The following is a 22,558-nucleotide window of genomic DNA, read 5'->3' as shown; positions in this document are numbered from 1 at the left end:
TTGGAGGTAAACATACATGTCTGGATTGGAGAAAACAATAGTTTGCATAGATGAAAATGGGAGAATAATCGACGTATTAACCGATGATTTTAAGGTGTTTGCAAGTTCTAAAGCAGATACTGTTCTTAATGTGCTGGATGATGGAAGCAGAACAAAATTCTTAGCTTTTCTCGTTGATCTCAAGGAAAGCGAAGTTCAAGTGAACTGGGACATGAATTTCAAGGTTGATGACAAAATAATTGAATTTCTCGTTTCTGGAATAATGCTCAAGAACGAGTGTATATATCTTATTATATTGACACGGATAGTAGCAGAACTAAAGAAATTATACGAAGATTTGAGCACCATTAATAATGAGCAGATAAACCAATTTAGGAGAATAATAAAAGAATACGCAGAAAAACAGAACAAAATATATCTCGAACTTATTGAAGAAATTTCAAAGCTTAACAACGAACTTACGAATACTCAGCGAGAGCTAATGAAAAAAACGCTTGAGTTAGAAGAATTGAATAAAAGGTTATCAGAACTCGCCACAAAAGATGCTCTCACCGGATTGTACAACAGGCGAGTTTTCAACGAAATAATCGAAAAAGAAATATCGAGAACTCGAAGGTTCAATCAAGAGCTCACAATAATATACATGGACATCAACAACTTTAAGATTGTTAACGATACGAAGGGACATAGTGAAGGTGATAAGCTTCTAATTGAGTTCGGCAAGATACTGCTTTCTTCAACTCGTTACAACGTGGACTATGCATTTCGATTCGGTGGTGACGAATTTCTTTTGTTATTGGTAGGTTCAAATGAGGAAGATGCTGTGAAAGTTGCTGAAAGGATTCAGAGAGAAGTATCTAAGATAAGCGATATTGTGTCGGTTGCGTATGGAATAAGGGAGATTGATATTTCTCAAGAAGTGAACATTGATGAACTCCTTCGAGAAGCGGATAAGCTCATGTACGAACACAAAAGAAAAATGAAGGCAAAGCAAGTATAACATATCGTATTATATATAACTTTGTACTTGATATAAAGACGTTCATATGATAAAATAGTAGTGAAAATTCTAACAATGGAGGTGTTATGATGGAGATTGTTGCAAAGATTGTAGACGGTGTTTATTATGTCGGAGTGAATGATAGGGATACTCACCTTTTCGAGAATATCTGGCCACTAACAAAGGGGGTTTCTTATAACTCCTACCTGGTTGTTGATGAGAAAACAGCACTCATTGACACGGTTAAGGTTAACAAGATGAAGGAGTATATTGAAAAGATTAGGCAGATTTTAAATGGCAAGGCTCTGGATTATCTTATCATCAATCACATGGAACCTGATCACTCTGGAGCCATAGCTTCAATAGTTCACGAGTTTCCAGATGTTAAGATTGTTGGGAACAAGAAGACTTTTGAATTTATAAAAGCTATGTACCATCTTGAAGCAAATTTCTATGAAGTAAAAGAAGGCGACGAAATCAATCTTGGCAGCAGAACGCTCAAGTTCTACATGACCCCGATGGTCCACTGGCCCGAGACGATGATGACCTATGACACCAAAGATAAGATTCTCTTTGCGGGTGATGCTTTCGGTGGTTTTGGTTCGCTTGATGGTGGAATATTCGATGACGAGGTCGATGTCAAGTACTTCGAAAATGAAATTAGAAGGTACTATTCGAACATCGTTGGAAAGTTCGGCCCTATGGTACAAAAAGCTCTCCAAAAGTTGAATTCAATCGAAGTTAAAGTTATATGCTCAACACACGGTCCGGTTTGGAGAACAAATCCGCAACATATAGTCAGTGCATACGATAGGTGGAGCAAGTACGAGTATGAAGAGGGTGTAGTTATTGCGTACGGAACGATGTACGGTAACACAGAAAAGATGGCTGACTATATTGCAAGGGTGCTTGCCGAAGAGGGTGTAAAGAATATCCGTGTGATGAACACATCTACAACGCATGAAAGCTTTATAATCAACGAAATTTGGAGGTTCAAGGGCATAATCCTCGGTACTTGTACGTATAACAACTGGATATTCCCACCGATGGAAAATTTGGTGATAAACTTGGCTCATAAAGGCTTGCCGAACAGAGTTTTTGGCGTCTTTGGAACGTATGGCTGGAGTGGTGGAGGAGTGAAAGGTATTCTCGAATATATCGAAAAACACAAATGGAAACTTGTTGGCGAACCAGTGGAAGTCAACTTCTCACCGAAAGAGGAAGATTTTGAAAAGCTGAGAAAATTAGCGATTGAGATGGCGAAGGCAGTTAAACAATAAGTATCCCTAAAATAATAAACCTCCGGTTTGAACCGGAGGTTTTGTCTTTCTATCTTCTCGAATAAATTGCCGCTTGCTCAGGAACAAGGTTTGGAGGAATTCGACCTTCTAAAGCTTCAATTACGTTTATCGCCACCATTTCAGACATTTTGTCTCTTGTTTCATATGTCGCAGAACCGATGTGAGGTAACAAAACAACGTTGTCAAGCTTCTCAAGACCAGGTGTTAGCAATGGTTCGTTCTCGTACACATCGAAACCGGCACCAGCTATTTTTCCGTTTTTTAGAGCTTGGTATAGCGCAACCTCGTCGATAACGGGACCCCGGGCAGTGTTAATTATAATTGCATTTGGCTTCATTCTTTTTATTCGCTCTTCGCTGATTAAGTGATATGTTTCCTTTGTAAATGGTGTGTGGATAGATATGTAATCTGAGATGGCAATTAAAGTATCTAAATCAACATATCGGGCATTGTACTTTTCTTCTATATCCACTGGCAATCGACGTCTGTTATAATATACTACATTCATTCCGAATCCGAGAGCTCTTCGTGCAACTGCCTGACCAATTCTTCCCATTCCTATAATACCGAGGGTCTTTCCGAAAAGGTCGTATCCGAGAAATAGTTTTGGCTTCCAGCCAGTGAATTTTCCTTCCCTTACAAACTTATCAGATTCGACTATCCTTCTTGCAACAGTGAGCAATAGCGCGAATGCAATGTCTGCAGTCGCTTCAGTAAGAACTCCAGGAGTGTTGGTGACGAAAATACCTTTCTGCGTAGCAGCTTGAACGTCTATGTTGTTGTATCCAACAGCGTAGTTAGCGATGATTTTTGCCTTTTGAAGTGATTCGATGAATTCATTATCGACTGGGTCTCTCAGCTGTGTGACAATAGCATCAGCATCCTTGGATCTTCGTATCAGCTCGGATTTGGTCAAGAAGTCTTCTCCGTCATAGACATCAACATAAAACTTTTCTTTCAGAAGGTTTATGCCTTTTTCAGGTATTGCATAGGTTATGAATACTTTAGCCGTGCTCACTCGTTTTCACCCCACCAGTGTGTTTCATTACCTTCTATGAATGTTTTTTCCACTCTCGCGTGTGGCAGGAACGGATCATCACTCCAGATAACAACATCAGCGTCTTTTCCAGGTTCTATCGAACCGACCTTGTCGTCTATTCCAAGTATTTTTGCGGGATTTATTGTGAGCATCTTCAAAATATCTTCTTTCTTTGCACCGTACTTCATCGCGAGTGCCGCATGCATGTTAGCGAATTCCAAATGATGAACTGGATGATCTACCATTATCGCTGTTAGTACACCTTTCTCGTTCAATATTCTAACGTTGTCGTATGTTAGGTCTTTAGTCTCAATCTTCGTTCTAAAGCCAAATGGTCCGACTACGACTGGAACATTGTTTTCTGCAAGGTAATCTGCGATCTTGTAGGCCTCTGTTCCATGTTCGATAACGAGCTTGAAATTGAATTCTTTTGCTATTCTAACGGCAGTTGCGATGTCTTGAGCGCGATGAGCATGAATTCGAGCAGGTATTTCACCTTTCAAAACAAGCTCTCCAACTTCCATTTTTGGATCTCTATCAAGGAATACGCCGTCTTTTTCAATAGCTCGTCTTTTCTTTTCCATGTAATCTTGCACTTTCATAAAGTAATTTCTCATAACTGCGGCTATTCCAAGCCTTGTGGATGGCATCTTTTTCATCTCGCCGTAGACACGTTTTGGATTTTCTCCAGTTGCCATCTTTAAGCCGGCTGGAGCTTTAAGTATACAGTAATCAACTATATTTGATTTGAATTTCAAAATAGCTCCTTGTCCACCAATTACATTTGCACTTCCAGGGACAATCATGACCGTAGTAAATCCACCATTTAAAGCATGTTTGATTGCAATATCGTATGGATTGAAAGCATCTATTGCTCGTACATCTGGAGTTACTGGATCCGTCATTTCGTTTCCATCTTGCATGGATCCTACAGCTTCTTCGTAAAGGCCGATATGAGAGTGAGCATCGATAAAGCCAGGAAGGACGTACTTACCTGTGGCATCAATAATCTCCGCATCTTCGCATTCCAAATGCTTGGCAACTTGAGATATCTTACCGTTTTCGATCAAAATATCCCCAACGAAAGTACCATTTGTTACGCTTACTATTGTTCCGTTCTTAATCAGTTTTTTCATATTTACACCCCCTGAGCTTTGGTATAGCTATAAAAATTATACCATAGACGATTCGGAAAGCGAACTAAAATTATTAAGTTTTTTGAAAATTTAACACTGTTACATGAGCCAAATTCGCGTTTTTGTGGTAAAATACATATTAGAATTAGAAAATTTGATAAGAAAGGTTGAGGGGCTGATGAGATGGGAATTAAGAGAAGTTGATGAGTATTTGGTGGACCAGCTGGCAAAGGAGCTGGATGTTAGTCGTTTAGTTGCAAGACTCTTGGTTTTGCGAAATGTAAAGACCGTTGAAGAAGCAAGGAATTTCTTGTATCCGGCAAGAAATGTTTTAAGATCTCCCTTTCTGTTTAAGGATATGGAGAAAGCCGTGGAAATACTCCTCAAAGCAAGGGACAATGGGGAAAAGGTTGTTGTCCATGGTGATTACGATGTTGATGGAATAACCGGAACAGCGGTCCTTTATACGTTCCTTTCAGAGAACGGATGGGATGTTGAGTATTACATTCCAAAACGTGTTGATGACGGATATGGAATACAAACACAGTTTGTGCAGGAGAGTTTTGAAAAAGGCGTGGACGTTCTGCTAACAGTAGACTGCGGTATTACAGCTTTTGAGGCAATAGAAAAGGCGAAAGAACTTGGCATGAAAGTTGTTGTTACGGATCACCACCAACCTAAGGAAATCCTTCCAAAGGCTGATGCGATTGTTAATCCGAAAAGGCAAGACGAAACATACCCATTCAAAGAATTCGCGGGCGTTGGGGTTGCCTATAAGCTTGTATCAGCTCTTGCTGAGAGGCTCAATGTACACCACTCTGTCGTTGACAATCTCCTTGATTTAGTTGCGTTAGGAACAGTTGCAGATATGGTAGAACTTGTAGATGAAAATCGGTACATTGTTAAAGAGGGCTTGAAGAGATTAAACACTACGGAGAAGCTCGGGATCATAAGACTTGTTCAGAAACTTGGTATCTCTGCCATAAATTCGCGTGACATCGGTTATAGGATTGCTCCTAAATTAAATGCTGCCGGACGACTTGATTCTCCGGACGATGCTTTTAAATTGATAATCACAAAAGATGAAGCAAGTGCAGCAGAACTTGCAGAGTTGTTGTTGGGTTACAATACAACAAGACAAAGCATAGAAGCGAAGATATACAACGAAGCTGTTCAGATGATAGAAGAGAATAGATTAAATTCGCTGCCGATAATTGTGGCGTATGGGTACGGTTGGCATCTGGGAGTAATAGGAATAGTAGCGACGCGGCTTGTGCATTTATATAATAAACCTGTTATGGTTATCTCGATCGAGGATGGAATGGCGCGTGGTTCTGCGCGGAGCGTTCAAGGTGTAAACATAATAGAGCTTTTAGAAAAGTTCAGGGACATATTTGAAGACTTTGGCGGTCACACGATGGCGCTTGGTTTCAGTTTGAAGGAAGAAAATATCCCAAAATTATTGGAAGCAATTAGGAATAACATAAGTGAGGATGATGTTCGCGTTGAACCAATCGTGCTTGTTGACGAGAAGATATCCGTAGATGAGATAAATGATGAAATAATCAAGGCTATTGAATTGCTTGAACCTTATGGACACGGAAATCCGGAACCAGTTTTTCTCATTCAAGGCAGTAGCGTGGAGAGGTTTAAAGTTTTTGGTGAATCCGGATATAATGCAAGAATTACTCTTAGAGGTAATGCAAAATCCATAGAGGGTGTTGGGTTTGGTTTAAAAATCCCTTCAAATGATTTTTACGGAGTACAGCCACAGTTCTTAAAGATGGATGTTGTTGCTAACATAAGACTTAGCGAGAATGGTGCTCAGCTAAATGTTTTGGATTTAAAGATGTACCATGTAAGTGACGATGACTACACGGATAGAACATTCCTTCACTCGTTCTTGTCAAACTGGAGAAATCAGAAGGAAGAAGATTACGATCATCAAAGAGTTGAAGATGATATTTACCAGAGGCTTCCGAAAGTTTCTGAACTTGCCGAATTAAAACGTCCTGTTCTATTAAGATTCAGACTTCCTTACAGAAATGCTTTTTTGTTTGGTTTAATGAAAAAAGGCAGAACTCTCATCATTAACCCCTCAAGTACGGAAGCCATGCATATCTATGAAAGTTTACAGCGCCACAACATTCAGGGGTTAGTACTCGCCAATTCAGTCAACAGAGTAGCGGGACGTCACGTAGTAACAAATGCAGTGTATGCTGATTTCCTTGTTAATCCGAGTGAGTTCGATTATGTAGTCTTGAATGAGATTCAATTTTTAAAACACTTTGATGAAAATTTATACGATAGAATATTGAGAAAATTTGGCTCTGAGGCATTCTTCATAACTCTTTACACGTTCGATACGAATCTTCCAGAATATGAGGTTGAAGGGAATGTAGACTTCTCAATAGAAGATAAACGTAACCAACCCAAAGCTTTAAACAATACGGCGTCGTTCTTAGTTTACCTCTTTTCCTCTCACAGTTCCGTTGAGACGTTTTTCAACAATTACATTAAAAAAGTTCCTGCGCGCGACACGGTGTTTTATTCATCTCAGCTTGCACCGTTCCAAAGACTTATAATTTCAAGTTTGGTGAAAAGGAAAAAGGTAAAAAGACTTGTTTCATCCACAAATAACGACGTTCTGCCTTCGCTATTTGGAAGAGCTGAGGTAAGACTCTTTGATTTCCCATACACATTTAGCGAAATAATCGACTCGGTAAGCGGAGATGCAAACGTACTTTTGCAGCTCAATTACTCTTCTCAGGATGTTTCGAGGAAATATGAGACTTTGAAAAAGTTGTTCCCATCAAAAGAGGAGTTGAAAAGTGCAATAGAAGAATTGAATGTGTATCTGCCTATGAAAACAGAAGAGTTTGAGTTGTTCGTTAGCAATCACAACATTCCAAAGGGTGTAATCAAGAGTTCCTATAAAGATTTGGGAGGATTCAAAAACGACATCGTATCTGCTGTTGATTTTAATCCGGATAAGATCTTAAGAGTGCGGGAAAGACATATCGAACTCAATTATTTCGAAAAATATACTCTCCAAATTGAATCATTAACGGTCAAGGAAATGTACAAGTTGATTGATGAGAGATACCTTTACGATTCGGAATTGATCTTAGAAGGGTTGTAAAAATATGAGCGTATTAGCTATAGATTTTGGCAAAAGTAAATGTGGTTATGCGATCGGCACGCTTTTTGTATCAGAAAGCGGAACTGTGAGGACATCTGAGATAATCGAAAAGACAAAACGCTTCGAAAAAATAGCCGTAGGATTGCCACTTTCGATGAGCGGGAATTATTCAACGCAGACGTTTGAGGCAATAAAATTTGCTTTAAAATTGAAAAAGATGGGTAAGAGCGTTTTCTTTATCGACGAACGGATGACTACAAAAATGGCAAAAACATTCAGTAAGACCGATGATGACAGATTTAGTGCCGAGCAGCTGCTCTTAGAATACTTGAATAATCCTTCAAATTCGATAGAATTTAAGCTCTCAAGATTAGAATTGGAAGAAGAAATAAGTTGCCAAACAGTGTTGTTTATAGAAGTGCCTTTTAATGATAGAATTACTTTTGAAAATGCGTTGGTTTACTCAAAAGACCCATACATAGCTTACACGCACTTCGAAACGGGAAGTTTTGTGTATAGAGTCTGGAAAGACTTAAACGATAAAATCAAAACACTTGAAAAAAAGCCAGACTTGGTTATAATTAATAAGGATTGTAGACAACTATTATCTAATTTAGAATTTAGCTCCGATGTTCTACTTGTTGATGTAAAATACGAGTAGATGGTTGATGTGCTCGTAGCTCAATTGGATAGAGCGTCGGACTCCGGATCCGAAGATTGCGGGTTCAAGTCCCGCCGAGCACGCCAGGATGCCTCTTATTTCTGCAATTCAGATGTTCAACATAAATTTATCTTAGAGGGGGAATATGTCATGAGCTATAGTCTTCAGGTTGTGAAGGAAAGGGTTTTTGAAAAGGACATAGATGCTATATTGATTCTTAATGTCGAAAGTTCCAATGCTGTAACAACAAGATATCTATCAGGATTCACGGGGAGCTTTTCTGCGCTTCTAATTACACCCAAGAGGCATATCATAGTTACCGATTCAAGATATTGGACCCAAGTGAAGCAAGAGAGTACATTTGAATTGGTAAAATACATCCCACCGAAGAGTTTTCTTGATACTGTTTGTGAACTGGTATCCAACATGGAACTAAGGAAATTAGCTATAGAGAAGGATAGAATCTCAGTAACTCATTTTGAATCACTGAAGGAAAAGCTTCCAAACTGCGAATTCGAAGATATTTCGAGCCTTTTATTGGAAATTAGGTCAATAAAGACAGAAGAAGAGGTAAAGCTTGTAAAGTCGGCCGTTGAAATTGCCCAAGAAGCATTTAAGAAGATGCTTGAAATTGCTAAGGCTGGCATGAAGGAGAAAGAGCTTGCTGCCTACATGGAGTATCAAATTAAGCTCTTAGGGGCAGATGATGTAGCTTTTGATACGATAATAGCATCTGGTTACAGAGGAGCATTGCCACATGGTAAGGCATCTGAAAAAGAAATTGCTAAAGGTGAACCAATCGTAGTTGATTGGGGAGCAAGATATAGGGGATATAACAGTGATTTGACAAGAGTCTTCTGCATTGGAGAACCAAACGATAGAGTTAAGGAAGTATATAAGATAGTTTACGATGCGCAACAAAAAGCACTTGAGTCGATTAAAGCAGGGATCACGGGTAAAGAAGTTGACAGCATCGCAAGGAATCATATTTCTGAATGTGGTTACGGAGAATACTTCGGGCATGGGCTTGGACACGGGCTCGGATTGGAAGTACATGAAAACCCAGGACTTAGCTATAGATGGGATAAACCACTTATAGATGGACAGATAGTAACAGTTGAACCAGGAATCTATTTGGAAGGGGAATTTGGTATAAGAATTGAAGAAGACGTTGTCGTTAGAGAAAATGGCTGCGAGATTTTGACAACACTCTCAAGGGAAATTTTTGTTGTATAATTAGGTATAAAATATGAAAAAAGATCCGGAAAAACAAAATATTGGTAAAGAACTGGCACAACTGAATTTAATATCTACTTTGGGATTTACGATAATCTCAAATGTCATAGTTGGATATGTGATTGGTGCTTTTTTGGACAGATTATTCAATTTGGAAAAGATCTTAACCGTAACATTTTTAATTATTGGGACAATATCAGGCGTCTATAACGGAATCAAGTTTGTCATGAAGGCGGGCGGATATGATAAAATTGATAAAGACAAAGATAGATGATAGTTATCTATTTTTGCTCAGATTGATAGTCTACATAACCCTTTTTGCTTTTGCAGAATTCACTTTCGCAATGCTTTTTGGATACAAGGTTGTGGCTATTGGAATTTTGATAGGTACGGCAGGAATGGTTTTGGGCCTTTTTTCATTGCTAAAGGGTAAGAAGCGGATTGTCAGTCTGGCGGATGGTAAAATTGTTCTTGAGCTTGGTTATTTTATAAGGTATTTGCTTTACACTTCACTCTTTTTGTTTTCGGCAATTGCTTTTGGTAGTCCGCTTCAAGGGATTTTGGGAGTCTTTGTAGGATTGCTTAATGCTAAGATTGTTGCATTTCTCTTTGCATGGAGGTGGCTTAAATGACTAAGCGGAAGATGAGCAAGAAAGCCAAAATACAGTTAATAGTCTTTCTGATAGTTTACACGGTCATAGGTATTATAAATGCAAGAACGATGACCGCATCTCCGAAAGAGGCTTTATCTAATGTTACAAACAGGTGGGTTGTGCAATTCGGTCCAGAGAATGTTTGGTATTACAGAATCAACCCAGCTACGGTAATAATGTCGCTGGTTGTAATAACTATCTTAGTTGCTTTCGCAAGATCAGTTTATAAGGAGTTTTCAATTATTCCTGGAAGAAAACAGGCTTTTGCTGAATCGTTGCTGGAATTCATGTATGATATGGTCCAAAGCAGTATCCCAAACGAGAAATACGCAAGGACTGTATTCAAAATCTCTATGACGTTGTTCCTCTATATTGCTCTTTCTAACTTAATCGGTGGTTTTGTTCCTGGAATATCACCAAATGTTTCAATCCTAGCTGACGGAACGCGCAGTGTTAAGTTTGTGTTTTTTAACGATACTTGGCCTGCACCTACAGGTGATTTGAATACGAACGTTACATATGCAGTTATGGTCTTCATAATGAGCCAGTACTTTGCAATAAAAACAAAAGGGGTAAAAGGTTGGTTAAAAGGATTTCTTGAGCCAATCGCGTTCATGCTGCCAATGAATATCGTTGGAGAACTTGCAAAGCCTCTCTCTCATTCAATGCGTTTGTTTGGTAACATAACAGGTGGTGGGATACTTGTTCTGGTGGTTAGCTACTTTTTGAAGTACATGTTCCTTCCGCCATTCTTATGGGGTTACTTTGGAATCTTCTCAGGATTGATTCAAGCGTTTGTGTTCTCAACACTTGCCGTTGCCTATATGGCATCACAGATAGAGTAATTCAGTTAGTGCTTTCCAAAATCTATAACTTTTAAGGAGGGAGTATCTATGGAAAACATGACGGAACTTGCGAATGCTATTATCATTGCCGGTAAAGCTATAGGTGCAGGATTGGCAATGGGACTCGGAGCTATTGGACCTGGTATCGGTGAAGGTCACGTTGGTGGACATGCAATGGAAGCTATTGCGAGACAACCTGAACTCACAAACGTCATCATAACGCGTATGATTCTTGCTGACGCTATCGCTGAAACAACAGGTATATACTCTCTTGTTATCGCTTTCTTGATACTCTTCGTATTGTGAGGCGATCCGTATGGATCTTTTTGAAATCAATTTGACAGCTGTTGTTCAGCTGTTGAGTTTTCTCTTTCTTTTGTGGGCACTTAACAAGCTTTTGTACAAACCTTTTTTCTCTATGATGGATAAGCGAAGAGAAAAGGTCGAAGGAGAACTTGCAGAGGCTGAAAAATTGAGAAGACAAGCTGATGAAATGAGAATTCAGGCTGAAAAAGAGCTAAAAGATGTAAGACAAAAGGCTGAGCAAATTATATCGAACGCCGAAAGGGAAGCTGAAAGGATAGTTGAAGAAGCAAAGTTGAAGGCACAGCAGGAAGCTGAGAAAATCATATCAAATGCTCAAGCAGAAATAGAGAGGCAAAAACAAGAGGTTCTTGCTCAGGTACAAGGAATGGCCACAGAGCTTGCTGTGAGCCTGGCTCTGAAAGTACTAAAAGACGCTGTTGATGAAAAAGCTAAGAGAGAGTATCTTATGAAGATAATAAAGGAGCATGAAAAATGATGTATTCATCTATAGCAAGTAAATACGCACTTGCTCTTTATAACGTTTCCAAGATTAATCAAAAAACAGATGAATACAAAGAAAGATTGAATGTTTTTGTGAACATCTATAACGAGCTTTCGGTTTTTTTGAACAATCAAGCTATCAAGCCAGTTAAACGTTCACAGTTAGTATGCGACATAATGTCTGAGCTTGGATTCAAACCAGACGAAGTTTTTGGTAGGTTTGTTTATCTGCTCATATCAAATAAGAGGATGAAGTACATCAAGCAGATCGCAACCTTGTTTGATTACGCGATACTTGAAGAAAACGGTTTGGTTCCTGTTGAAGTCATATCAGCGACAGATTTGAATGATGAAGAAAAATCAGCGCTTACTGAGTTTGTTAGAAAATATACTTCTAAAACACCAGTTTTCAGCGTCAAAGTCGACGAAGGAATTATTGCTGGTGTAGTTGTCGAATTTTACGGCAAGAGGTACGATGCAAGTATTAAAGGTAGACTTGAAAAATTAGCCCGTGATGTGTTAAGAAGAGAGGGGTGATACCTTGAGATTAAACCCTGGCGAAATAGTAAGGGTACTTGAAAGTAAAATTGCCGAGTACCAAGAAGAGTTAAGATTGGAAGATGTTGGAAAGGTAATACAAGTTGGAGACGGAATTGCGAGAGTCTACGGTCTCAACAACGTCATGGCGAACGAAATGGTCGAGTTCGTTGAGACTGGAACGCGTGGTTTGGCATTCAATTTAGAAGAAGACAACGTAGGTATAATCATACTCGGAGATTATAAAGAAATAAAGGAAGGACATACTGTAAGACGACTGAACAGAATCATGGAAGTCCCTGTTGGAGAAGGACTCCTCGGCCGCGTCGTAAATCCACTTGGAGAACCAATTGATGGTCTTGGACCGATTGAATATAAGGAGACAAGACCTGTCGAATTCAAAGCCCCTGGTGTTATATACAGAAAACCAGTCGATACCCCTCTGCAAACAGGTTTGAAAGTCATCGACTCACTTATCCCAATTGGACGTGGACAAAGGGAACTGATAATCGGTGATAGACAGACTGGAAAAACGGCAATAGCAGTTGATACAATAATCAATCAAAAAGGCAAAGGTGTATATTGTATATACGTTGCAATTGGTCAAAAAGCATCCGCAGTTGCAAGGATAGTTGAAAAGCTCAAACAAACTGGCGCTATGGATTACACAACAGTGGTTGTTGCATCTTCATCTGATCCTGCCACTCTCCAGTATCTTGCACCATATGCAGGTTGTGCAATGGGTGAATACTTCATGTTCACCGGCAGAGACGCGCTCGTTATTTACGATGACTTGTCGAAACATGCGGTTGCGTACAGACAGATATCGTTGCTCCTCAGAAGACCACCAGGAAGGGAAGCTTATCCAGGTGACGTTTTCTACTTGCACTCAAGGCTCTTGGAACGCGCAGCAAGGCTAAACGATAATTACGGGGGCGGTTCTTTAACCGCACTTCCGATAATTGAAACTCAAGCAAATGACATATCTGCGTATATCCCAACGAACGTTATATCAATAACAGACGGTCAGATATACCTTGAACCGAGTCTGTTCTACGCTGGTCAAAGGCCTGCGGTAAACATAGGTCTTTCGGTGTCTCGTGTCGGTGGTGCTGCACAGATAAAGGCGATGAAACAAGTTGCAGGTTCGTTGAAGCTTGATTTGGCGCAGTACAGGGAACTTGAAACGTTTGCACAATTTGCAACAGAATTGGACCCAGCAACTCAGGCACAGATCACAAGAGGCCAAAGACTTATGGAACTCATGAAACAACCGCAGCACAGCCCAATGGAAGTAGAAGAACAGGTGGTTGTACTCTTTGCAGGTGTCAACGGATACTTAGATGATATTCCAGCATCTTCAGTAAGACCCTTTGAAGACGGTTTACTGAAATTTATGAAGGAGCGATATAGTGATTTATTAGAAGAAATCAGAACTAAAAGGCAAATAACAAAGGAAACTGAAGAAAAACTACACACAGTTGTGAAGGAGTACAAGCAAGAGTTCGTAAAAATGTACGGGAAGTGATGTTAAATGAGTCGAGGTAAATTGTTACAGATCAAAAGAAAAATAACAGCAACCCAGTCGCTGAAAAAAATCACTAAAGCAATGGAAATGGTTTCAACCGCTCAAATAAAGAAGGTTGAAAAAAGATTGCGAATGGCAAGAGAGTTTCTTGCTGAAACGAGCAGGATGGTATCTCAAGTTCACTTTGATGTGAAGCACCCATTCGTCACAGGTAATGGCAAAAGTGCTCTTATCGTAATTGGAACAGATATGGGGCTTTGTGGCTCGTTTCCAACAGAGATAGTCAAGAGAGCGCAAACTCTTGATAAGAAAGAGAATTTTGATTTTATCTATGTGGTTGGCGCAAAGATAACACCAGTGTTCAAAAATAATCCGAAAGTAGTTAGAATATACGAGCATGAGTACGATACACCAACTTTCGATTTCACTAAAACGGTTATCAACGACGTATTGTCAAACAACGTAGCGAACGTTAAGGTAGTGTATGGAAAATTCAAGAGTAAACTCGCTCAGCTTCCTGATGTTTACACACTGACACCAATTAAATTGGAAGAAGGGCAGCCTAAAGGCGATAGGTATGAATTCGAACCCATTGAGGAAGCTTTCCAAAGGCACCTTTTGGAGTTTTACGCCTCAAGTGTTTTGTTCTCACTTGCTTTTGAAACGAAGATAAGTGAACTGTACGCAAGGCAAAATGCTATGAGAAATGCTACTGAAAATGCGGAAGAAGTTGTAAGACTGCTGACAGTAGATTACAACAAAGTCAGACAAGCATCGATTACACAAGAGCTCATAGAGATTGTGACGGGTGCCGATGCTTTGAAAGAAGAGTAACGTTTTCTAATCAAAAAGGAGCGTGATATACGTGTCCAAAAAATCAGTTGGAAAGATTGTAAGAATTATAGGTCCTGTTGTTGACGTAAAATTCCAAGAAGGCGAATTGCCTGATATATACGATGCACTCGAAGTAAAGAATCCACAAACAGGAAAAAAGTTAATTCTTGAAGTTGAGCAGTTAATTGGTGACAATACCGTCAGAACTGTTGCAATGGACAGTACCGACGGTCTTGTTAGAGGTCTTGAGGTAGAAAACACTGGAGAACCTATAAAGGCACCAGTGGGACGTGGTGTACTTGGTAGAATGTTCAATGTTATCGGCGAACCGATAGATGAACGTGGAGTGGTAAGCAACGTTGAGTACTGGCCCATACACAGGCCCGCTCCTTCCATGCCCGAACAAAAGACTGAGATTGAAATACTTGAAACTGGTCTAAAGTCTATCGACCTTCTCGCTCCATTCCCGAAGGGTGGTAAGATAGGATTCTTCGGCGGTGCTGGAGTTGGTAAGACAGTTCTTGTTATGGAAATGATAAGGAACATTGCCATTGAACACCACGGATTCTCAGTTTTTGCAGGTGTTGGAGAAAGGACAAGGGAAGGTAACGACCTGTACTTGGACATGATGGAAGCAGGAGTTTTGGACAACACAATATTGGTTTTCGGTCAGATGAACGAACCACCTGGAGCAAGGTTTAGGATAGCATTAACTGCACTTACAATTGCTGAGTACTTCAGGGATGTTGAAGGTAGAGATGTCTTGTTGTTCATAGATAACATCTTCAGGTTTGTACAGGCTGGTAGTGAAGTTTCAGCTTTGCTTGGAAGGATGCCGTCTGCAGTCGGTTATCAACCAACGCTTTCTACAGATATGGGTGAGCTCCAAGAAAGAATTACATCAACAAAGAAAGGGTCAATAACATCAGTCCAGGCAATTTACGTTCCTGCAGACGACATCACAGACCCAGCACCAGCAACAACATTTACGCACCTCGATGCAACGATAGTCCTTTCAAGGCAACTTGCAGCTCTTGGTCTGTATCCAGCAGTAGATCCACTTGACTCTACGTCTAAGATTCTCGATCCAAACGTAGTTGGGAAAGAACACTACGAAGTTGCAAGAGGTGTCCAAGAGGTACTCCAAAGGTACAAGGACTTGCAAGACATCATTGCTATTCTTGGTATGGAAGAACTGTCAGAAGAAGACAAATTGATTGTTCAAAGGGCTCGTAAGATACAAAGGTTCCTTACTCAACCGACTCACGTTGCTGAAAAATTCTCGGGTATTCCTGGTGTATATGTGCCAATCAAAGAAACCATAAGAGGATTCAAAGAAATACTTGAAGGAAGACACGACGACCTTCCAGAAGCGGCATTCTACATGGTCGGTACAATAGATGAAGCTGTTGAGAAAGGTAAAAAACTCATGCAAGCAGCAGTTATCTGATTAGTTTCGAACAGTCGGGAGTGAATTGAGATATGAAAATCAAAATAGTTACTCCGTACAAGATAGTAGAATTCAGTAATGCAAAGTTAATAGTATTCAAAACAGTCGAAGGTGAAATGGGTGTTCTCGACAAGAGGGCACCCATTATTGCTAAGCTTGCAGTTTCTGATGTGAGAATAAAGACAGAAAATGCAGAGGAAACCTTCAAAGTCATAGGCGGTTTTATGCATTGTGATGGCAACGACAATGTAGTCATACTAACAGAAGACGTAGGAAGACCGGAAGACTTCGACCCTCACAAAATTGCTGGGAAAACCGAATTCCAAGAATCTTAGCGACTGATAAGAGCAATGAATATGGTGGGGTGAAAAGATTTGAAAAGTGCGATAGTAATTGATAGTACGACAAAATTGAGAAAGAATTTTTCTTCTGATGTAGATATATACACAGTTCCTGTTAGAGTGTTTATAGACGATGAAGAGTTCCAAGATTCAGACGGACTTACCCAAAAGATATTGGAAAGCATTAAAGAAGATAAGAAAGTAGAGACATCGTTACCGCGAATAGACTATATAGAAGAACTATTTGAAAAACTACACAAGGAATATGATATAGTTTATGTCCTTTCAGTATCTTCACTTTTGAGTGGTACGTACAATTTACTGTGCACAATAGCGAACAAATACGAGAATATCATAGTCTTCGACTCGAAAACGGTAAGTATTCAGAACACTTATGTTTTAGAACGTATGATTAAGGATATTTCAAATGGTAAAATTTTGGAAGAAGATGATATAATATCATATAGAGATGAATCGCTATTCCTAATATCTGTTTTCGACATAACAAGATTACACAAGAGTGGTCGAATAGGTAAAGTCGTGTCTCTAATAGGAAAAATAATGCACGTCAAACCAGTTCTAACAATTGCACGAAGTGGCGAAGTGCAACTGGTACAGAAGGCTGTAAGTTCTAAGAAGATTTCTGAGATACTGAGAGAGCGCGTTGAGGCGTTTGTTGAAAAACAGAAAAATCTGGGCAGTAGTTCATTTGTAATATACGGAGCTGTCGGAAGAGATGAGTATAAAGATTATGTATATGATATTGCTAAGAACTATGATTTAAAACCACAATTTCTTGATATCGGACCGGCGGTTATGACACATGTGGGAACGGAAGGATTCGGATTGGTGATTGGTGTTTGGGAGTAGTATTTGGGAGATGAAAATATGAAGAAAATTTACATTTTTGATAGTTCCGTGGATTTTCAGAAAGATATTGATTTTGGTGTTCCTACGGATGTTTTACCGTTGAGAGTATACGTTGACGATAAAGAATACATCGACAAGGTTACGATAACAGATGAAGAATTTTACAAGTATTGCCTTAGTGGAGCTAAAGTCACAACATCGCAGCCTAAACAAGAAATGATTAAGGAAAAGCTTACAAAATACTCTAAGGAATTTGATGAAGTTTACGTTGTAACAATATCACAAAAACTCAGCGGAACATATGATACTGTTCAGTCGATTATAGAAAATGAGAAGCTTAAAAATGTCACTCTGATAGATTCTAAAAGTGGAAGTGTGAAAACGACGTACGTGTTGTACAGAGTTATTGGTGCGGCGGAAAATGGCGTCAAGGTCACGCAAGAACTTGCCGATGAGTTTGTCAGAGACAGTTTGTTAGTTTTCACAGTTTCTTCTTTAGAATACCTCGAACGTGGAGGAAGGATTGGCAAAGCGAAAGCATTGCTCGGTAAATTATTGAGAATAAAGCCAATTCTTTCAACCGATGAAGAAGGATATACAATTTCACTCGGAATGGAAAGGACACACGAGGGATGCATATCTAAGATGAAGCAGTTGGCCGAGGAATTTGCGAGAAAAGTTTCAAATCCAATCGTGATGGGTGGGTATGGAGTTTCAGAAATGAAGACTTACCTCGACAAACTTTTGCAAGGTTTTAATGTGCATTCGGTAGCCAGAATTGGTCCTGCAATATCGGCTCATGTAGGACCTGAAGTCTTCGGTCTTGTTGTTGGAAGGGGGTTTTGATAGATGATAAAGGATTATCTAAACAGCATTATTGAAGAAAAGTCATCGAAAGATTTCATAGTCTTTTCGTCGGTTCTTTTTTCGATTGGTTTTATCATGTCGATAATTTCAAACGCATTTTTCTTCATCGACCATCCTGTCGTCAGGGCGTTTATCGGGATTGCTAACACCGTATTCTTCATTGGTGTGGTTGGTGTAGGAATTGTAATTTCAAAGTGGTTTAGAAATACAGATGATAAGTTGTACGCACTTTCAAATTTATATCTTACTTTCACAATAATTTTTGCATTTCTTGCTTACTTTATCCCGTTTTTATTTCTCATAACTACTGCTCTGATTTTTGCACTTATACTTACGGCAAGGAAGTTTGTTTTGGAAGAAAGCGAATTGTTCGTCGGAAAAACCTTGTCTTATTTCCTCATCACTTTGTCATTCTACACGATGGAGCTTGTGACAGAGCTAAACGAACAAATCACTCGGAGGTGATTGTATGGAAGTCAGAACATTTGCACGCGGTTTTGAGTTATCAGACGCTATTGAAAGCTACTTAAACGAGCGATTGGACAAAGTAAAGAGAGCTTTGGGATATCTTGGGAACAAGGAAAGTACAAATATCGAGGCGAGGTTTGACAAGGACGGTCCCTATTATACGTTAAGATTGCTTACCCACATCAATGGTAAAGATGTTGTGGTGCAGGAAAAAGCGAATGACATTTACGGCGTGATTGATAACGCGTGCGACAGTTTTGACAAGGCTGTTAGAAAAGAGCGAGAACTTTACAAATCGTATCATAAATCAAATGTGAAGGGCACGATTGAAGCAATGGCTGAAGAACTTGCACCAAGGTATGAAATAGAAGACGAAGAAGATAAGATTGAAAACGTAAGAAGAATTTACTTGGCTCACGTTAGCTTGGAAGAAGCAATTGCCCAAATGGACGTTATGGGCCACCAGTTCTTTGTGTTCAGAAACGTCGATACCGGTGAAATTAACCTAATTTACAAAAGGGACGGAAAATACGGACTCATTGAATTTGAAGAATAAAATCCGAAAAATTAATAGAATGCCATAAATAAACAAGTGCCCGCAAGGGCACTTGCTTTTTTGAAGTCTTTGTACTCCTTGACACAAGGAAAGAGAAGCTGTAGAATTTAATTGTGAAAGAAATCACGAAAAATATTTCCACTGAGTAATTAACATACAGGGTAGGTGTGGGACATGATAGAGGATAACTCTTCAAGAATTATAGTTCAAATATGTCTTGGAAGTTCTTGTCATTTGAAAGGTGCTTACAGAATCGTTGAAACACTTAAAAGCAGATTAGGGGATGTAGTTGATTTAAGAGGTTCCCTTTGCATGGGAAGATGTGCTGAAGGGATAAACATAAAGGCTGGAGAAGAGCTTATCCCAAATGTTTCAGAGAATAATCTGGAGAGCGTTATTGAGTGCATAATAAGAAGAGCAGGTGTTCATGATGCAACTGACTGTAAGTAAGTATATACTTTCTGACAAAGCAAATTGTCAGTACTGCTATAAATGCTTGAGAAATTGCCCAGTAAAATCCATAAGTTTTAAGAACAATGAATCTCTTGTTATAGAAGAGGAATGTGTTCTTTGCGGAACATGTGTCCTTACTTGTCCTCAGAGTGCGAAAACATACAGAAAAGATTCTGACAAAATGATTCAGCTTTTTGGAAAACCTTTTGTACTTTCGATTGCTCCGTCATTTTACGCACACTTTGAAGAACCACTTAAAATTCTTTCTTTATTGAGATCCTTAGGGGCAGTTTATATTTCAGAAACGGCAGTAGGAGCTGAATACGTTACAAATGAATACTTAAAGCTTTTTCAGAAAAGAACGGGACCTGCGATAACAACATCCTGCCCTGTTGTTGTTTCACTTATTGAAAAGCACTACCCAGAACTAAAAGATTACCTTCTTGAACTAAAATCACCCGCTCTTGCGCACTACGAATTCCTTAATCACATGTTCGGTTCTATTCCGAAAATTTTTATAAGTCCTTGTATCGCAAAAAAAGAGGAGCTTGATGGAAAATTCGACGTTGTGCTAACATTTGAGGAACTCGAAGGAATAATTGAAAAACAGGGACTTAAAGAAAAAGTTTCAACACTGAAGGAAACTTTCCCCGATGCACCGTATCCGAGAAGAACGAGAATCTACCCAGAATCCGGAGGAATAATCCGTTCAGCAAGTTTCGAAGGTAAGCATGATAGTCAGTCTTACATACTTGAGGGCATAAATAACATTATTGAATTTTTGAATACATTGCAGTCTTTGGAGGAAAAAGTGTTGATTGAGGCATCTGCTTGTGTCGGTGGTTGTATAAATGGTCCTGCAATGAGAAAGGACGATAATATTTTACAGCGTAGATTAAGGATGAGAAAAATAATTTCGCAGCTTGATAAACTTGAAGGTAAAAGAATAGATACGGATAGCATACCCCTTCAGATTCACAGGACATTCAAAGACAGGAAAGTTAGATATAACGTGCCAGATCATCTTATCTCAAAAATACTGGAAGAAATGGGAAAGACTGATCCTGTTAAAGAGCTTAATTGTACAGGATGTGGTTATGAAACATGCAGAGAAAAAGCAAGGGCAGTAGCCATTGGCAAGGCTGAAAAGGAGATGTGTTTTGAATACCTTGTTGAAAAAGTCTCTTCTTTCAGCAACCTCGTAGTCGAAGAGACGCCGAATGCAATAATAATATATCAGGATTCAGATGTGCTTTATCTAAATAACTCTGCCAAGTCCCTCTTCTCAGACTATTCAAATGAATTGATAATAGATATATGCAGCAAATTCAAAGCTGATTCAAGTAGAATACACGAACTTTATGTAAAATCTCGAAAAGTATATCTTTATCCCAAAGTCTTTGACCTACCAAACAACGGTGGTACCGTTGTGTTACTCGTAGATATGACTGAGATGATGGTTCAGAAAGAAAAGATGAACGAAATGAGGAAGAAAACTATACAAAAGATTGAGGAAGTCTTGAATGACCAAATGAAATTAGCTCAGGATATAGCGAGTCTATTAGGTGAATCAATTGCTGAAACGAAATCACACTTTTCAGAATTCAAGAGATTCTTGGGGGACGAAAATGTTGACATGTGAGATATATTACGCACAGAAGAACAAGCGTGGTGAAGAAGTCTGCGGAGACACGGTTAAATACAAGAAAAGCGAAGATAAGACAGTCATTAGCGTCTCAGATGGGCTAGGAAGTGGAATTAAAGCAAGTATTCTTTCTACTCTAACTGCTTCCATGGCGACTACCATGGTGTTGAATGAAGTTCCTATATCAGAAGTGTTCAATTCAATCATCTCGACGCTACCAACTTGTAAAGAACGCGGAATAAGTTACGCAACCCTCGCAACTTGCTCAGTTAATCACCACACAGGAGAGACTCATATCTTTGAATACGACTGTCCTGTAGTATTAGTTTATCGTAAAGGCATGCCTATAGAAATTAAGAAGTACCAGTACGAAATTCAAGGCCGGAAAGTATATGAGACAAACTTTTTAGCTAAACCTGGTGATATCATTTTCCTTATGACAGATGGAATTACTCAAGCAGGCATGGGGACGAAAAGATTTCCATTTGGCTTTGGTATTGAAAACGTTGTCAAAGAACTTAACAATCTTCTTCTGAATAAAGTTGATCTGAAAAGCATAGTTAGCCACCTCGTGCACTTAGCTGATGCACTTGACACCGGGACAAGAGGTGATGATGCAACAGCTTGTGCGATAAGAGTCAGGGAAAGAAGAAATTTAACAATAATGGTAGGACCACCAGAAAGGAAAGAGTACGACGAACTTGTAGTTGAGAAACTCATCAAGTCGGAGGGAAAGAAAGTTGTCTGTGGTGGAACAACGAGCCAGATAGTTGAAAAAGTGCTCGGCAAAAGCGTGGAGATTGATTTTTCGAGCATATCTGAATATTCTCCACCGATAGGATACATGGAGGGAATAGATCTAGTGACAGAGGGTATAATTACCCTCTCACAAGTTTTCAGATACTATGAAAATCAAGATTCAACACTTGGTGTTGGTGCACAGAAGCTTATAGATTTATTTGAAGAATCAGATGTCATAACCTTCCTCGTTGGAAGGGCAATTAATCCTGCCCACCAAAACCCACTATTCTCCCACGACATATCCCTCAAATTCAGGCTCATCCACGACATCTCCAACATACTCGAAAAGCGTGGAAAGATCGTGAAAGTGGAGTATTATTGATCTATTTTATATAACACTTTCCTATCACTTCACACAACTTTTTGAGAACTTCACGACAAAAATTCT

Annotated in this window: 24 protein-coding genes and 1 tRNA gene; 23 read left to right on the top strand and 2 right to left on the bottom strand. The window is 39.3% G+C overall.

What is annotated here, in order from left to right:
• Nucleotides 1-16 precede the first annotated feature (16 nt).
• The gene (locus IB67_RS06870; protein WP_434223523.1) at nucleotides 17-1,000 is read left to right on the top strand and encodes a GGDEF domain-containing protein; all 984 of its coding nucleotides are present in this window, start codon (nucleotides 17-19) and stop codon (nucleotides 998-1,000) included.
• An 89-nt stretch (nucleotides 1,001-1,089) separates the two neighbouring features.
• Entirely contained in the window at nucleotides 1,090-2,280 is a 1,191-nt protein-coding gene (locus tag IB67_RS06865) for an FprA family A-type flavoprotein (protein ID WP_072758451.1), read from the top strand.
• Between the two features lie 49 nt (nucleotides 2,281-2,329).
• On the opposite strand, the gene IB67_RS06860 is transcribed toward IB67_RS06865, so the two are convergent.
• Together IB67_RS06860 and IB67_RS06855 are read right to left on the bottom strand one after the other, a co-directional pair.
• Nucleotides 2,330-3,319 carry a 2-hydroxyacid dehydrogenase gene (locus tag IB67_RS06860; protein ID WP_339747285.1) on the bottom strand — a complete coding sequence of 330 codons (990 nt, stop codon included), beginning with the start codon at nucleotides 3,317-3,319 and terminating at the stop codon, nucleotides 2,330-2,332.
• Nucleotides 3,316-4,476, bottom strand: a complete 1,161-nt coding sequence (locus IB67_RS06855; protein WP_072758455.1) for an amidohydrolase — start codon at nucleotides 4,474-4,476, stop codon at nucleotides 3,316-3,318. The genes IB67_RS06860 and IB67_RS06855 overlap by 4 nt, the downstream gene beginning before the upstream one ends.
• A 178-nt stretch (nucleotides 4,477-4,654) precedes the next feature.
• Here IB67_RS06855 and recJ point away from each other — a divergent pair, with 178 nt between their 5' ends.
• From recJ to IB67_RS06750, 21 genes are all read left to right on the top strand, one after another.
• On the top strand, nucleotides 4,655-7,618 hold the full coding sequence (gene recJ / locus IB67_RS06850) for a single-stranded-DNA-specific exonuclease RecJ (RefSeq protein ID WP_498875188.1): 2,964 nt from the start codon (nucleotides 4,655-4,657) through the stop codon (nucleotides 7,616-7,618).
• A 4-nt stretch (nucleotides 7,619-7,622) separates the two neighbouring features.
• Nucleotides 7,623-8,279, top strand: coding sequence for a RuvX/YqgF family protein (locus tag IB67_RS06845; protein ID WP_072758459.1), 657 nt, complete (start codon nucleotides 7,623-7,625; stop codon nucleotides 8,277-8,279).
• A 9-nt stretch (nucleotides 8,280-8,288) separates the two neighbouring features.
• Nucleotides 8,289-8,365 (top strand) — tRNA-Arg (locus IB67_RS06840).
• A 64-nt stretch (nucleotides 8,366-8,429) separates the two neighbouring features.
• A complete protein-coding gene (locus IB67_RS06835; RefSeq protein ID WP_072758460.1) occupies nucleotides 8,430-9,515 on the top strand; it encodes a M24 family metallopeptidase in 1,086 nt (361 codons plus the stop codon).
• 13 nt (nucleotides 9,516-9,528) lie between these two features.
• The gene (locus IB67_RS06830) at nucleotides 9,529-9,789 is read left to right on the top strand and encodes an AtpZ/AtpI family protein (RefSeq protein ID WP_072758462.1); all 261 of its coding nucleotides are present in this window, start codon (nucleotides 9,529-9,531) and stop codon (nucleotides 9,787-9,789) included.
• The gene (locus IB67_RS06825) at nucleotides 9,758-10,147 is read left to right on the top strand and encodes a hypothetical protein (RefSeq protein WP_072758464.1); all 390 of its coding nucleotides are present in this window, start codon (nucleotides 9,758-9,760) and stop codon (nucleotides 10,145-10,147) included. Before IB67_RS06830 ends, IB67_RS06825 begins: the two co-directional genes overlap by 32 nt.
• Nucleotides 10,144-11,013: a F0F1 ATP synthase subunit A gene (gene atpB / locus IB67_RS06820; RefSeq protein WP_143145263.1), complete on the top strand. Its 870-nt coding sequence runs from the start codon at nucleotides 10,144-10,146 to the stop codon at nucleotides 11,011-11,013. The genes IB67_RS06825 and atpB overlap by 4 nt, the downstream gene beginning before the upstream one ends.
• A 48-nt stretch (nucleotides 11,014-11,061) precedes the next feature.
• The gene (locus tag IB67_RS06815) at nucleotides 11,062-11,319 is read left to right on the top strand and encodes a F0F1 ATP synthase subunit C (protein WP_072758466.1); all 258 of its coding nucleotides are present in this window, start codon (nucleotides 11,062-11,064) and stop codon (nucleotides 11,317-11,319) included.
• 10 nt (nucleotides 11,320-11,329) lie between these two features.
• Nucleotides 11,330-11,815 carry a F0F1 ATP synthase subunit B gene (gene atpF / locus IB67_RS06810; protein ID WP_072758468.1) on the top strand — a complete coding sequence of 162 codons (486 nt, stop codon included), beginning with the start codon at nucleotides 11,330-11,332 and terminating at the stop codon, nucleotides 11,813-11,815.
• Entirely contained in the window at nucleotides 11,812-12,357 is a 546-nt protein-coding gene (locus tag IB67_RS06805) for a F0F1 ATP synthase subunit delta (RefSeq protein ID WP_072758470.1), read from the top strand. Before atpF ends, IB67_RS06805 begins: the two co-directional genes overlap by 4 nt.
• Nucleotides 12,358-12,361: 4 nt before the next feature.
• Nucleotides 12,362-13,885, top strand: coding sequence for a F0F1 ATP synthase subunit alpha (gene atpA / locus IB67_RS06800; protein WP_072758472.1), 1,524 nt, complete (start codon nucleotides 12,362-12,364; stop codon nucleotides 13,883-13,885).
• Between the two features lie 6 nt (nucleotides 13,886-13,891).
• Nucleotides 13,892-14,719, top strand: coding sequence for an ATP synthase F1 subunit gamma (atpG, locus tag IB67_RS06795; protein WP_072758474.1), 828 nt, complete (start codon nucleotides 13,892-13,894; stop codon nucleotides 14,717-14,719).
• 31 nt (nucleotides 14,720-14,750) lie between these two features.
• A complete protein-coding gene (gene atpD / locus IB67_RS06790; protein ID WP_072758477.1) occupies nucleotides 14,751-16,169 on the top strand; it encodes a F0F1 ATP synthase subunit beta in 1,419 nt (472 codons plus the stop codon).
• Between the two features lie 32 nt (nucleotides 16,170-16,201).
• Nucleotides 16,202-16,504 (top strand): F0F1 ATP synthase subunit epsilon, encoded by a 303-nt coding sequence (locus IB67_RS06785; protein WP_072758479.1) that lies wholly within the window; start codon nucleotides 16,202-16,204, stop codon nucleotides 16,502-16,504.
• A 39-nt stretch (nucleotides 16,505-16,543) separates the two neighbouring features.
• Nucleotides 16,544-17,380, top strand: a complete 837-nt coding sequence (locus IB67_RS06780) for a DegV family protein (protein WP_072758481.1) — start codon at nucleotides 16,544-16,546, stop codon at nucleotides 17,378-17,380.
• 18 nt (nucleotides 17,381-17,398) lie between these two features.
• Nucleotides 17,399-18,226, top strand: coding sequence for a DegV family protein (locus tag IB67_RS06775; RefSeq protein WP_072758483.1), 828 nt, complete (start codon nucleotides 17,399-17,401; stop codon nucleotides 18,224-18,226).
• 3 nt (nucleotides 18,227-18,229) lie between these two features.
• Nucleotides 18,230-18,712, top strand: a complete 483-nt coding sequence (locus tag IB67_RS06770; RefSeq protein ID WP_072758486.1) for a hypothetical protein — start codon at nucleotides 18,230-18,232, stop codon at nucleotides 18,710-18,712.
• Nucleotides 18,713-18,716: 4 nt separating this feature from the next.
• Nucleotides 18,717-19,271: a ribosome hibernation promotion factor gene (locus tag IB67_RS06765; protein WP_072758488.1), complete on the top strand. Its 555-nt coding sequence runs from the start codon at nucleotides 18,717-18,719 to the stop codon at nucleotides 19,269-19,271.
• A gap of 174 nt (nucleotides 19,272-19,445) precedes the next feature.
• Entirely contained in the window at nucleotides 19,446-19,721 is a 276-nt protein-coding gene (locus tag IB67_RS06760; protein WP_084634343.1) for an NAD(P)H-dependent oxidoreductase subunit E, read from the top strand.
• Nucleotides 19,702-21,366, top strand: a complete 1,665-nt coding sequence (locus IB67_RS06755; RefSeq protein ID WP_072758490.1) for a [Fe-Fe] hydrogenase large subunit C-terminal domain-containing protein — start codon at nucleotides 19,702-19,704, stop codon at nucleotides 21,364-21,366. The genes IB67_RS06760 and IB67_RS06755 overlap by 20 nt, the downstream gene beginning before the upstream one ends.
• Nucleotides 21,353-22,492: a PP2C family protein-serine/threonine phosphatase gene (locus tag IB67_RS06750; protein WP_072758492.1), complete on the top strand. Its 1,140-nt coding sequence runs from the start codon at nucleotides 21,353-21,355 to the stop codon at nucleotides 22,490-22,492. Before IB67_RS06755 ends, IB67_RS06750 begins: the two co-directional genes overlap by 14 nt.
• Nucleotides 22,493-22,558: the final 66 nt, after the last annotated feature.

The sequence above is a fragment of the Fervidobacterium riparium genome (assembly GCF_025370035.1).
GTDB classification, from domain to species: domain Bacteria; phylum Thermotogota; class Thermotogae; order Thermotogales; family Fervidobacteriaceae; genus Fervidobacterium; species Fervidobacterium gondwanense.
The sequence above is the reverse complement of the archived record's forward strand: the minus strand, read 5'-3'. Positions and strand labels throughout refer to the sequence as shown.

Excerpts from the sequence above, each read along its gene's own strand:
- IB67_RS06815 (WP_072758466.1), top strand. The coding sequence starts at position 11,062 with ATGGAAAACATGACGGAACTTGCGAATGCTATTATCATTGCCGGTAAA.
- IB67_RS06845 (WP_072758459.1), top strand. The coding sequence starts at position 7,623 with ATGAGCGTATTAGCTATAGATTTTGGCAAAAGTAAATGTGGTTATGCG.
- IB67_RS06775 (WP_072758483.1), top strand. The coding sequence starts at position 17,399 with ATGAAGAAAATTTACATTTTTGATAGTTCCGTGGATTTTCAGAAAGAT.
- IB67_RS06865 (WP_072758451.1), top strand. The coding sequence starts at position 1,090 with ATGGAGATTGTTGCAAAGATTGTAGACGGTGTTTATTATGTCGGAGTG.
- IB67_RS06855 (WP_072758455.1), bottom strand. The coding sequence starts at position 4,476 with ATGAAAAAACTGATTAAGAACGGAACAATAGTAAGCGTAACAAATGGT.
- atpF (WP_072758468.1), top strand. The coding sequence starts at position 11,330 with ATGGATCTTTTTGAAATCAATTTGACAGCTGTTGTTCAGCTGTTGAGT.
- IB67_RS06755 (WP_072758490.1), top strand. The coding sequence starts at position 19,702 with ATGCAACTGACTGTAAGTAAGTATATACTTTCTGACAAAGCAAATTGT.
- IB67_RS06830 (WP_072758462.1), top strand. The coding sequence starts at position 9,529 with ATGAAAAAAGATCCGGAAAAACAAAATATTGGTAAAGAACTGGCACAA.
- atpB (WP_143145263.1), top strand. The coding sequence starts at position 10,144 with ATGACTAAGCGGAAGATGAGCAAGAAAGCCAAAATACAGTTAATAGTC.
- IB67_RS06835 (WP_072758460.1), top strand. The coding sequence starts at position 8,430 with ATGAGCTATAGTCTTCAGGTTGTGAAGGAAAGGGTTTTTGAAAAGGAC.
- IB67_RS06750 (WP_072758492.1), top strand. The coding sequence starts at position 21,353 with ATGTTGACATGTGAGATATATTACGCACAGAAGAACAAGCGTGGTGAA.
- IB67_RS06825 (WP_072758464.1), top strand. The coding sequence starts at position 9,758 with ATGATAAAATTGATAAAGACAAAGATAGATGATAGTTATCTATTTTTG.
- atpG (WP_072758474.1), top strand. The coding sequence starts at position 13,892 with ATGAGTCGAGGTAAATTGTTACAGATCAAAAGAAAAATAACAGCAACC.
- IB67_RS06785 (WP_072758479.1), top strand. The coding sequence starts at position 16,202 with ATGAAAATCAAAATAGTTACTCCGTACAAGATAGTAGAATTCAGTAAT.
- IB67_RS06770 (WP_072758486.1), top strand. The coding sequence starts at position 18,230 with ATGATAAAGGATTATCTAAACAGCATTATTGAAGAAAAGTCATCGAAA.
- IB67_RS06805 (WP_072758470.1), top strand. The coding sequence starts at position 11,812 with ATGATGTATTCATCTATAGCAAGTAAATACGCACTTGCTCTTTATAAC.
- IB67_RS06760 (WP_084634343.1), top strand. The coding sequence starts at position 19,446 with ATGATAGAGGATAACTCTTCAAGAATTATAGTTCAAATATGTCTTGGA.
- IB67_RS06765 (WP_072758488.1), top strand. The coding sequence starts at position 18,717 with ATGGAAGTCAGAACATTTGCACGCGGTTTTGAGTTATCAGACGCTATT.
- recJ (WP_498875188.1), top strand. The coding sequence starts at position 4,655 with ATGAGATGGGAATTAAGAGAAGTTGATGAGTATTTGGTGGACCAGCTG.
- IB67_RS06870 (WP_434223523.1), top strand. The coding sequence starts at position 17 with ATGTCTGGATTGGAGAAAACAATAGTTTGCATAGATGAAAATGGGAGA.